Here is an 11,013-nt window from a genome sequence, read left to right as displayed (position 1 = left end):
TAGCCAGAGTTCACGGTGCCGGGAACGCTGCGGTGGATGCCCGCAGGCGCGGCGCACGGGCCGCAAGGGTTGGACCTGCGCGGCTCGAGTTCGACGGGTACTATACTGTATATTCATACAGTTTTCCATGACGACCCTGCGGGCGTCATGGACAGGCGGCGGGGGATCCCCGTCGGCATCGACCATCCGGAATCGCGTTGCCTGCGATGCGGGGTCGAAACGGCGTGCGGCTTCAGCGGCGCGCCGCCGTGCAGCTAGCCGCGCTTGCGCAGCGGGTCCAGCAAGCCTCTCAGGCCGTTGTGATCGATTTCGTGCATCAGCGCGAGCTGTCGGCCGAGCTCGCCGCGCGGAAACCCTTCGCGGGCTAGCCAATTGAGATAGTTGCCCGGCAGGTCGGCAAGGAGCCGGTCCTTGTACTTACCGAAGGGCATTGTGACGGTGACGAGGCATTCGAGGTCGAGGGATCGCATGCGGGTATTGTGCACGGCTTTCCGCTGCCATGGCATGCAAGCCGACCTGGGTCGACCGACGGTCGTAAAACCGCCCCGTCGCGCGTGCTGAAAGCGGGCCGCCGCCCCGCGCCCGGCCTGCTAGACTGAAATTTCCCCCTGCAAACCCTGGAGGGAATCATGATGTCCATCTATGTCGTGAAGACCGGCGAGCAGTTCCTCTGCACCGCCGAGGACGGCGACATCGGCATGGCGCCGGCCATCGAGGATGCCGCCTCCTTTGGTTCGTATGACGAAGCGGAGAAGGCCGCGAGCGCGCATGCCGACCCGGGCTACGAGATCGTGGCCGTCTGCGTGATCAGGCACTGAGCGTCGATCCACGGCCCGGTGCGAATGGCGATCCACGTGCCGGACGCAAGGCAGCATGCGGGGCGTCGTCGCCAGGCGACGGACTCCGCATGCACACGCAGCGACGGATCTTCCCTCCCGCCGCCGTCTGCGTCGTGCATCATCGCCGCAAGCGAGCCGCCAGGCTTCGACGGCCACGCTTGCGGCAATTTTGTCGCAGCGCCCTACTTCTGCAGCGAGATTTCCACGCGACGATTGCGCGCCCGTCCTTCGACCGTATCGTTCGATGCCGCCGGATTCGCTTCGCCGTGACCGTTCGCGGCAAACGAATCCGCTTTCAGCCCGTGCTCGCGCAAATATCCGGCGACCGCATCCGCCCGGCGCTTCGACAGCGCCTGATTGTGCGCATCCGAGCCGGTCGCGTCGGTATAGCCGTCCACTTCCACGCGCGCGAAATGGCGGTCGCCTTGCTGGTTCAGCAGCTTGTCGAGCGCGGCGGTGGCCGCGGGCGTCAGCGCGGCCGAGTCGGTCGCGAAGTACGCATCGCCGGTCAGGCTCACCTTCTCGACCGGCGCGGGCGCCGGCGCGACAGCCGCGGCGGCCGGCGCGGGCGCCGCACCGCACTGGAACACGATCGAATGCGGATCGGCGCCGTCGCGGTACGGCGTGGTGGTGTCGACCAGGCGCACGGGTTCGTTGCCGCACATGCGCGTCGCGACCTTCATGCAGGTCTTCGCGGTCGACAGGATGCCGTGGCAGTCGACCTGGAACGTCCGGATGCCGTTTCGCGACTGCAGTTCGTATGCGTTGTACGTCGGCCCCGACGCACTCGAGCAGGCCGTGAGGGAAACGACGGACGCCAGCAGGACAAGATGGTGTTTTTTCACTTGATGACTCCGAGAATGCGATGAGCACGGCGCGTGCGGCGCGAGGTCGCGACGCATCCGCGCACGTTTGCGTTCGGCGCGGTCCGCTCCGGCAGCGCGTGCCGGAACGAACCGCTGCGCGCGATCACTTCCACTGATACAGCATGCCCGCGCCGACGACGCGCTGGCTGCCGGCGAAACCGCCGTTCAGCGTCGCCTTCAGGTTCTCCGTGACGCGCGCCTGCACGCCGACCGCCATGGCCTTCTGGCCCTGGAACGTCGCCGTGCCGACCCCCATCGCGAAGTTCGAATCGCGGTCCATGTGCGGAATCGACGCCATCGCGGCGGTCGCGGCGATCCCCTCGCGGGCCATCGAATCGGTCTGCTGGATCTGCTGCTGCATCTGCGTGAGCTGGTTGTTGACCGTGTTCAGCGACTGCGTGAACTGGTTCGATACCGCATTCAGCTGATTCACGTTCACAGCGTCCGTGCCCTGCGTGCCCGCCGCGACGTTCACGACCTGCCGCGCCGAATCGGCCGAGCCGACCGCGACCACGTTCGAGCGGCCGCCGTCGTTGCTGCCCGTGCCGAGCGCGGTCGAGTTGTTGCCCGATGCCGTCGAGCCCACGCCGATCGCCGTAGAACCGTTGCCCGATGCGAGCGAACTGTTGCCGACCGCCGTGCTGTTCGAGCCCGATGCCACCGCGCCCGAACCGCCCGCCGACGAGTTCGCCCCGGTCGAGCCCGGCGGCACGTTCGCGCCGTTCGGGTTCGTCGTGTACTGCCCGCCGAGGTTGGTCGTGCGCTGGTCGATCAGCGTCGTCAACTGGTTCGCGATCGAATCGAGCTGCGACACGTTCACCGCATCCGTACCGTTCTTGCCGGCCGCGAGCCCCGTGATCTGCCGGTTGCCGACGTTCACTTCGCCGGCCGACGACTGCGGGCTGCTCAGCCCGTACGCGACGTAGTTCGTCAGCGCGCCGACCGTGGTCAGCGAACCGGCGCCCAGCGCGACGCTGTTCGCGAACGTCGCCGACGCACCGGCGCCGAGCGCGAGCGCATCGGTCGCCGTGCTGCGCGCACCCGAGCCGAGCGCGACGCTACCCACGCTGACCGCCACCGCGTTGGCGCCCTGCGCGACCGACTGCGCGCCGGTCGCCGTCGCGCCGCTGCCCAGCGCGATCGCGTCGGCCTGCGCGGAACTCGCCGCCTGCCCGATCGCCACGCCGCCCGGCGCGGTCTGGTCGACGATCGCGCCGTTGCCGATGCCCACGCCGTGGTCGCCGTTGACGACCGTCGTCGGCCCCACCGCGACCGATTCCGCGCCGGCCGCGAGCGAATCCGCCGCGGTCGAATTCGCGTGGAAGTACTTCTGGCCCGTGACCGCGAACGACTGCAGCGCGCCGGTCAGCTGCCGCACCGTCACCGCGTCCTGCTGGCCGGTGCCGTCCGCGACGTTGGTGATTTGGCGGTACGTCTTGTTCGTCGCATCGCCGACCGACACCGCGCCGAGCAGCGTCTGGTCGGTCGTGTCGAACGGGATCGACGCGCTGCCGTTGCGCAGGACGCCCGACGACGGCACTACCGCGCGGTCGGCCACCGAGCCCGAGCCGAGCGCGATGCTGCCGTCGACCTTGGAAATCGCGTTCGGTCCGATCGCGACGCTGTCGACGCCCACGGCCTGGCTGTCCGGCGCGGTCGAATTCGCGTGGAAATACTTGATGCCGTGCGCGTTGATGTTGTCGATCGCCGAGCCGACGTTGTTGTTGATCGTGGTCGACCCGTCGCTGTTGTAGGTCACGTACGACGGCGCCGAGATCGTGCCGGTGGTCGGATCGTAGGTCGCGCCGCCGCCGATCGCGCCGGCCGTGCTGTTGCCGAGGTTCGTGTTGTTGTTCGCGATCGAGCTCAGGCCCGTCGACAACGAACTGATCCCGGTCGACGTGGCGGTCGACAGCGAGGTCAGGTTGCTGTTCGTCGAGCTCAGGCCGGTCGACAGCGAGCCGACGACCGTCGAGGTCGACGTGGACAGCGACGTGATCGAGCTGTTGGTCGAGCTCAAGCCGGTGGACAACGAGCCGACGACGGTCGACGTCGACGTGGACAGCGACGTCAGGTTGCTGTTCGTCGAACTGAGGCCGGTGGACAGCGAGCCGACGACGGTCGAGGTCGAGGTCGACAGCGACGTGATCGAACTGTTCGTGCTCGACAGGCCGGTGGACAGCGAGCTGATGCCCGTCGAGGTCGACGTCGACAGCGACGTCACCGTGCTGTTGGTCGAACTCAGGCCGGTCGACAACGAGCTGATGCCCGTCGACGTCGACGTGGACAACGACGTCACCGAACTGTTGGTCGAACTGAGGCCGGTGGACAACGAACCGATGCCCGTGGACGTCGACGTGGACAGCGACGTCACCGCGCTATTGGTCGAACTCAGGCCCGTCGACAACGAACCGATACCCGTGGACGTCGACGTGGACAGCGACGTGACCGCGCTGTCGGTCGAACTCAACCCGGTGGACAGCGAATTGATACCCGTCGACGTCGACGTGGACAGCGACGTCACCGCGCTGTTGGTCGAACTCAGGCCCGTCGACAACGACGAAACCCCGGTCGACAACGACGTGATGCTCGACGCCGTCGACGTCGACAGCGAATCGAGCGCCGTGTTCGTCGCGGCAAGCTGCGAACCGTTGATCGCATCCGTGCTCGCCGAATTGACGCGCCCGGCCGCGACGTTGGTGATCTGGCGCTCGGTGCCCGCCGCGCCGACGCTGACGACGCTCGTCGGATTCGTACCGTTGTAGTTGTACGTGACGCCGCCGAGCGTACCGGTCGCCGTCGGATGCGGCACGTCCGTCACTGAACCGGAGCCGAGCGCGACATCGTTTGCATTGTTCGCGACGGCCGACGCGCCGAACGCGATCGCGCCCGCGGCTGCGGCGGTCGACGTGTTGCCGAGTGCGAGCGAACCCGTGCCCTGCGCATTGTTCGTATTGCCGATCGCCACCGCGCCGTTGCCGTTCGCGGTGTTGTTCGAGCCCATCGTGACCGCACCGGTGCCGATCGCGCTGCTCGGATCGCCGATCGCGACGGCGCCATCACCGCTCACGGTCTGGCCCTGGCCGAGCGCCACGGCGCCGGTCCCGCCCAGCACCTTCGAGTTGTTGCCGCCGGCGATCGAACCGGCGCCCGCGCCGGCCGCGACCGAGTTGGTCGCACCGATCGCGACGGTCCAGTCCGCCGCCGCCACGCTGTTGATACCGATCGAGGTTGCCCCGACGGCGGATGCAGTCGCGCCGGGGCCTAGTGCGGTTGCCGACGTGCCGGTCGCGAGCGCGAGATTGCCGAGCGCGACGCCGAACAGCGCCGTCGCGGTCGATTGCACGCCCATCGCGATCGAGCTGACGCCCGACGCGTTCGCGTTCAGGCCGAATGCCAGCGCATTGTCCGCGCCGGCCGTCGTGTTCGAGCCCATCGCGATCGAGCTCGTACCGAGCGACTGCGTGCCCGACCCGGGTACGCCCGCGGTGCCGCCCCAGCCGATCGCAATCGACGACGTGCCCTTCGCCCCGCTGTTGACGCCCATCGCGACGCCGGAATTACCGCTCGTCAGCGCACCGCTGCCAACGGCCACGCCGGCCGCGCCCGAACTCGTCGCCTGGTTGCCGACGGCGACCGCACCGGTGTCGGTTGCATGCGTTGCATAGCCGAGCGCCACGCTCTGCGCCCCGGCCGCACTCGCCCCGAGACCCAGCGCGGCCGCATACTGGCCGGACGCCAGCGCGTTGTTGCCCAGCCCGACAGCGGAAACACCGGTCGCCGCCGCGCCGCTGCCCATCGCCACCGCGCCGCTTTGGGTCGCACTCGACAGGTTGCCGATCGCGACCGAGTAGTTCCCCGAACCGATCGCCTGAACGCCGAGCGATGCACTGTTGACGCCGGTCGCTTGCGCATTGATGCCGATGGCCGTCGATCCGTCACCCATCGCGTGCGCACCCGGGCCCAGTGCCGTGGCTGATGTGCCTGCCGCCGTGGACAGGTTACCGAACGCGGTGGAATTCACCTGCGTGGCCACCGAACCGTTACCGACCGCGATCGAACTGGCGCCGCCGGTCGCGGAGCCGCCGCCCGCCGAATACTGCGCGTGCGCGCCGGCCTGAAACAGCCCGAGACACGCGGCCGCCAGCGTCATCACGATACGCCGCGGCGACAACCCTGCATGCGCGCCCGGGCGCACGGCGGCGCACGGCTGCGCGACGTGCTCGGCCACGCTTCTCGACGACGCCACCCGCTTCCCGCGCGCCCGGTCAAGTTCCGAAGCCGCAACCCAGGCTCCCAGTGCTTCGTTCCAGATCGACTTGAACGACTTGTTCATCTCGTGTTCCCTCGGTTCTCATGTGCTGGATGACGCAACAGCGAACGCGACATCAGGCGCGGCGCGGACCCTCTCCGCTTTCGCCTGCCCCGCGACGCTCCGCTTGCTACTTCGCATTACTAATAAAAACTACGAACAGCGTTGCTCGACACGCTCGACACCATCGCAACGGCACGGCCGATCGACGCGCGTGCCCGTTCGGCACGACACGCGATCACGATCGCCGGCTAGCGGCTCATGGAAGTCGACGTCGCCGGCCCGGCGGCGACACGGTGCATGCCGCGCTGCGAGACCGCACGCGCGTCCACCGTCGCACCCGCCGACGGGCGACTTCGAATCTCATCGGAAAAGCGTCGCTCGGACGCTGGACGAACGGAGGCCGGCCCGCATCGCGGGCGGCCCGTCATGTGTCATTCAGGCGGCGAAAGGCGCCATGCTGTCCCCGGGTCTGAAGCATGCGCCGCCGGATCGCTGACGCTGACAGCCGGCACCGGATCGATCGACCCGAGGCCCTGACCTGCCATGCTTGTCGTATTCATATTTTTCGTATCCGCCTGATTCGATAGAGCGCCGCGCACGGCCTTCGGATCGATCAAACCGCCCGGCGGCCCACGCGAAACCACTCACCCCTTTCCGTCCGGCGGGCGACCCGTTTTTCCGGATTTCCGGAAAAAAACCGGCTACTCGACGAACGACCCCGGCATCGAATTAATCGATCGAATTTGCTTGACGATTTCTTCTCGCTCGATGCCTTTCACCCACACCCACGCCGTCATTTCTCGATTCGCCTTGTATATCTAGCATTTCACGAATCATGACGTTTTCATTACCCTCGTGCCTGTTATTCTTTTGTCATCGCCCTCTCATCATCTGAGAATGCCATCATTCAATGTGACATTGAATATCGGCTGCCATGGAGGCGACGGCAACAGCAATTTTCGTGGCAACCGGAGTCGGGGAAAGAACCGATTCCAGCCGCGTCGAGGCTAGTGTGCCGGCATTCGCTCAAACAAACCTTTTCCGCAGCGGACAAATCCTTTTCCCGAGCGGACAGCATTTACATTCATACACATTCGCAGGAAATCCGATTTTCCGGGAAGCGGAATATCCCCGCGACATCAACGAAAACTTAATCACCACGACAATGAATTAGCAGATTCAATTCAGATCGCACCATCGAATTTCGACAGCACGCTCACAAATTCATCATTCGGGCCATTTCGATTCCACCAGTCCATTTGACCGGAAATAAAGACCGGAATTATCAAAATCGATTCGGCACATTTTTCCGAATCATTTCGTCGAAAGCGAACCACCTCGCCGGGCCGTCCCCGCGCCCGCCCGACAAGTCCACACGCGCCGCACGGAATCCTCACAGGCGATACTGTTGTCGGCATATAATTTTTTGCAACAATCGTGCAGATAGCGATGCCTCCGACCTGACAGGCCATTCCCTTCCAACGCGTTCGCAACCATGCCATCCCGCTTGTCCAGTTCGGCGTCGCCACGCACCACGCCGGATCTCGCTGGCGCACATATCCTCATCGTCGACGATCGCCCGAACGACCTGCGGCTCCTGACCGAAATCCTGCGCGCCGCGCAGTGCAGGATCAGCGTCGCGTTCGACGGGCTGCAGGCCTATCACCGCGCGCAGGCCATCGCGCCCGACCTGATCCTGATGGACGTACGCATGCCGCGCATGGACGGCTTCGCCGCGAGCCGGCTGCTGGCGTCGACCCCGTCGACGCAATCCATTCCGGTGATCATCCTGACGGCCGCCGGCGATCTCGAGGATCGCATCGCGGGGCTCGAAACGGGGGCGCTCGACTACATCGTCAAGCCGTTCGAGCCGGCGGAAGTCATCGCGCGCATCCGCAATCACCTGAAGCGCGGGCGGCGCAGCCAGCCGTTCGCGCATCTGCCCGAATTGCCCGACAACCCCGACGCGGCGCTCGTGCGCGCCGCGAGCGACGTGCTGCTGCGCGACCTGCGCCATCCGCCGGCGCTCGAGGAACTCGCCCGGCAGGTCGGCACGCACGAAAAGCGGCTGTCGCGCGTGTTCCGCGATTATCTCGGCCAGACCGTGTTCGAGTACCTGCGCGACACGCGGCTGCGCGCCGCGATGCACTTCCTGTCGGAAACGTCGATGGGGATCGGCGACATCGCCGAGGAAATCGGCTTCTCCACGCCCGGCAATTTCGCGACGGCGTTCCGCGAACGCTTCGGCATCACGCCGTCCGACTGGCGGCGCCAGCGCCACGCGGTCGGCGCGCCGGCCGCACCCGGGGGGCACCACGGCGATGCGTAGGCAATACGCGGCATGGGCAGCGGGATGTCGCGGATTGCTCCTGCTGCTGGCGGCGCTGGCCGTCACGTGCGCGACGGCCCGTGCCGCAACGGCGCCGAATCCCGCGCAACTCGAAGCCGTCGCGGTGTTCGAAGACGCCGGCACGACGCTGTCCGTCGCCGACGTGGCCGCCCGGCTCGACGATGCGCGCCGCGACGCGGCCACGGCATCCCGCCCGTCGTTCAACGTGACGTTTTCGCGCTCGGCGTGGTGGGTCCGCGCGACACTGATCAATCGCGACAGCGAAACGCGTCCGCTGGTGCTGGCGATTCGCGATGCGCGCGTCGACCGGGCCGACTTCTATGTCGAGCGGCACGGTCGCTGGCTGCCCGACCACAGCTTCCCGGCCGATCGCGGCGACGCGCGCGAGGCGCCGTCGCGCTACCCGACCCTCGACGTCACGCTGCACGCGGGCGAACAGCTCCCCGTGCTGATCCGCATCACGTCGCGCAAGGAAATGCGGCTCGCGCCGATCGCGTTCACCCGCGACGCGTGGATCGCGCAGGAGTTGCACGCGTCGATGTGGAACTTCGGCTTCTTCGGCGGGCTGCTTGCACTCGTCTGGTGCGCGCTGCTGATCGGCTTTTTCTCGCGCAGCGGCGTGTTCCACGTGCTGGCCGTGCTGACCCTGAACACCGCGCTGTTCGAAGCCGCGTACCGCGGCTATCTCGCGATGGCCCTGTCCCCCGCCGCGCGAGAATGGTCGACGCGCGGCGAAACGATCTTCGCGTACCTGTCGGTCGCGTGCTTCATCGTCTTCATCCTGATGGTCGCGCATCGCGAGAAGGCGAAGATTCCGATGCGCGCGGTGTACGTGGTGTTTCTCGCGCTCGAATGCGCGGGAATCGCCGGCGCGGCGTTCGGCGATCTGGGGACCTTCGCACGGTTCTGCCTGTGGCTGAACACCGTGCTCGCGATCGTCAACATCAGCCTCGCGCTGATGCTGGTGATCCGGCGCACGCCGACGGGCCGCGTGATGCTGATCGCGGTCGCGTTCGCGACGTTCAACATGCTGATCCGCATGCTCGACGGCCGCGATGCGCTGCCGCCCGTGCTGTCATGGATCCGGTCCGACGTCTTTCCGAACCCGGTCATCGCGATCATCGGGCTCGCGACGCACCTGCTGGTGCTGGCCGCGTGGATTCACCACGTGGGCAAACAACGCACCGAGGCGCGCAAGCGGCTCGAACACTGGCAGCTCACCGAACAGGACCGGCTGCGCGACGAAGTCGCGCGGCGCACGGTGGCGCTCAACGATGCGTTGCAACAGTCGAAGACGCACCTGCAGCAGAAGATCGAGACGCTGGGCTACGTCAGCCACGACCTGCGCGCGCCGCTGTCGACGATCAACGGCTATGCGAAGCTGCTGCTGCAAGGCGCGACGCGCGGCCAGGCGCGGCTGATCCGGTCGATCGACCGCAGCATCCGCTACCAGCTCGCGCTGATCGACGAATTGCTCGCGTTCACGAAGGCCGAACTGCAGCCGCTCGGCGTCGCGCCCGACCGCACCGACCTGCCCGGGCTGCTGGACGACATCGGCCACTACGCGCTCGCGCTGTGCGCGCAGCAGGACAACCGGTTCGTCTACCAACCGGTCACGGCGCTGCCGCGCACGGTGCTGATCGACGGCATCCGGCTGCAACAGGTGCTGTTGAACCTGCTGTCCAACGCATCGAAATTCACGCGCAGCGGCACGGTCACGCTGTCGGTTCACGCGTCGCGCGAAGGCGACGCGTGGCGCCTGCTGTTCGAGGTCGCCGATACGGGCATCGGCATCGACATCACCGCGACCACCGACATCTTCCGCGCGTACCAGCAGGTGCAGGCCGTGAACGGCGGCACCGGGCTCGGCCTGTTCATCGCGCAGCGGATCGTCGCCGCGATGGGCGGCGAGCTGGCCGTCGCGAGCCAGCCGGGCGTCGGCACGTCGTTCTCGTTCGCGGTCGTCGCGCCGGCCCTCGGCCATGCGCTCGCACCGGCGTCGGGGCTCGTCAGGCGGTTTCATCCGGCCGACGAAGCGCCGCCGGCCCGCGCCGCGCCCGCGATGCGCAGCCCGCCCGCCGATGCACTCGCGGAACTGATCGCGCTCGCCGGCGAAGGCCGGCTGACCGATATCGAGGAATGGCTCGGCCAGTATGTGGACGAGCCGGATCACGCGCCGTTCGTGCACGAAATGCGCGCGCACCTCGACGCACTGGACTTGCACGCGATCGAAAAACTGGCCGGCTCGCTGAAACGCACGCGCGTCGCGGATACGTCGTTCGACACCGAGACGGACGCGACCGGGCCGGCCTGACGGCGCGAACCCGTACGCGTCATTTCACCGCGGTACGCTCGCGCTGCCGATCGGCCCGCTCGACCACGCGGGTCAGCCGAATGATGTCGGTCAGGCCGAATTCGCCGGCATCCGGGCGCGGGCGACCATGCTCGTCGGCCACGCGCATCGCGAACGCCAGCGCTTCGGAACGTTCGCGCAGCAGCACCCGCAGCGCATCGGCCACGATCCGGCAGTCGCGCGCGTCGCCCAGGTCAAGCAGCGGCCGGCGGCCGTGCTCGATAGCCAGCGTATCGGCCACGCCCGCCGCCATGTCATCACGCTTCATGCCGTTCTCCTCGCGCAAAGGG

At 67.2% G+C, this 11,013-nt stretch carries 8 protein-coding genes; 3 read left to right on the top strand and 5 right to left on the bottom strand.

The features are described 5' to 3' along the window. Positions 1-254: 254 nt before the first annotated feature. Positions 255-470, bottom strand: a complete 216-nt coding sequence (locus H0X90_RS01365; RefSeq protein ID WP_012336985.1) for a DUF3820 family protein — start codon at positions 468-470, stop codon at positions 255-257. 159 nt (positions 471-629) lie between these two features. Between H0X90_RS01365 and H0X90_RS01360 the strand changes: the two genes are divergently transcribed. Then, positions 630-818, top strand: a complete 189-nt coding sequence (locus tag H0X90_RS01360; protein ID WP_020980031.1) for a hypothetical protein — start codon at positions 630-632, stop codon at positions 816-818. Between the two features lie 203 nt (positions 819-1,021). On the opposite strand, the gene H0X90_RS01355 is transcribed toward H0X90_RS01360, so the two are convergent. The 3 genes from H0X90_RS01355 to H0X90_RS01345 form a co-directional block, all read right to left on the bottom strand. Beyond that, positions 1,022-1,684, bottom strand: coding sequence for an OmpA family protein (locus H0X90_RS01355; protein WP_006498034.1), 663 nt, complete (start codon positions 1,682-1,684; stop codon positions 1,022-1,024). A 124-nt stretch (positions 1,685-1,808) separates the two neighbouring features. Then, positions 1,809-6,041 (bottom strand): YadA-like family protein, encoded by a 4,233-nt coding sequence (locus tag H0X90_RS01350; RefSeq protein WP_077189518.1) that lies wholly within the window; start codon positions 6,039-6,041, stop codon positions 1,809-1,811. Positions 6,042-7,204: 1,163 nt separating this feature from the next. Continuing rightward, positions 7,205-7,492, bottom strand: coding sequence for a hypothetical protein (locus H0X90_RS01345; protein ID WP_139352400.1), 288 nt, complete (start codon positions 7,490-7,492; stop codon positions 7,205-7,207). Between the two features lie 23 nt (positions 7,493-7,515). Here H0X90_RS01345 and H0X90_RS01340 point away from each other — a divergent pair, with 23 nt between their 5' ends. Then, positions 7,516-8,349 carry a response regulator gene (locus H0X90_RS01340; RefSeq protein ID WP_077189519.1) on the top strand — a complete coding sequence of 278 codons (834 nt, stop codon included), beginning with the start codon at positions 7,516-7,518 and terminating at the stop codon, positions 8,347-8,349. Further along, a complete protein-coding gene (locus H0X90_RS01335) occupies positions 8,342-10,684 on the top strand; it encodes a sensor histidine kinase (RefSeq protein ID WP_077189520.1) in 2,343 nt (780 codons plus the stop codon). The genes H0X90_RS01340 and H0X90_RS01335 overlap by 8 nt, the downstream gene beginning before the upstream one ends. Positions 10,685-10,703: 19 nt before the next feature. On the opposite strand, the gene H0X90_RS01330 is transcribed toward H0X90_RS01335, so the two are convergent. Beyond that, on the bottom strand, positions 10,704-10,991 hold the full coding sequence (locus H0X90_RS01330) for a hypothetical protein (protein ID WP_077189521.1): 288 nt from the start codon (positions 10,989-10,991) through the stop codon (positions 10,704-10,706). Positions 10,992-11,013 lie beyond the last annotated feature (22 nt).

It is taken from the genome of Burkholderia sp. 9775_39, assembly GCF_015712225.1.
GTDB lineage: Bacteria > Pseudomonadota > Gammaproteobacteria > Burkholderiales > Burkholderiaceae > Burkholderia > Burkholderia cenocepacia.
Note: the sequence above shows the minus strand (reverse complement) of the source record. Positions and strands in the feature narration are given on the sequence as shown.

What these genes read in the sequence shown, in the direction of transcription:
- H0X90_RS01365 (WP_012336985.1), bottom strand. Translation starts at nt 470, where the DNA reads ATGCGATCCCTCGACCTCGAATGCCTCGTCACCGTCACAATGCCCTTC.
- H0X90_RS01360 (WP_020980031.1), top strand. Translation starts at nt 630, where the DNA reads ATGATGTCCATCTATGTCGTGAAGACCGGCGAGCAGTTCCTCTGCACC.
- H0X90_RS01350 (WP_077189518.1), bottom strand. Translation starts at nt 6,041, where the DNA reads ATGAACAAGTCGTTCAAGTCGATCTGGAACGAAGCACTGGGAGCCTGG.
- H0X90_RS01345 (WP_139352400.1), bottom strand. Translation starts at nt 7,492, where the DNA reads ATGGCCTGTCAGGTCGGAGGCATCGCTATCTGCACGATTGTTGCAAAA.
- H0X90_RS01340 (WP_077189519.1), top strand. Translation starts at nt 7,516, where the DNA reads ATGCCATCCCGCTTGTCCAGTTCGGCGTCGCCACGCACCACGCCGGAT.
- H0X90_RS01335 (WP_077189520.1), top strand. Translation starts at nt 8,342, where the DNA reads ATGCGTAGGCAATACGCGGCATGGGCAGCGGGATGTCGCGGATTGCTC.
- H0X90_RS01330 (WP_077189521.1), bottom strand. Translation starts at nt 10,991, where the DNA reads ATGAAGCGTGATGACATGGCGGCGGGCGTGGCCGATACGCTGGCTATC.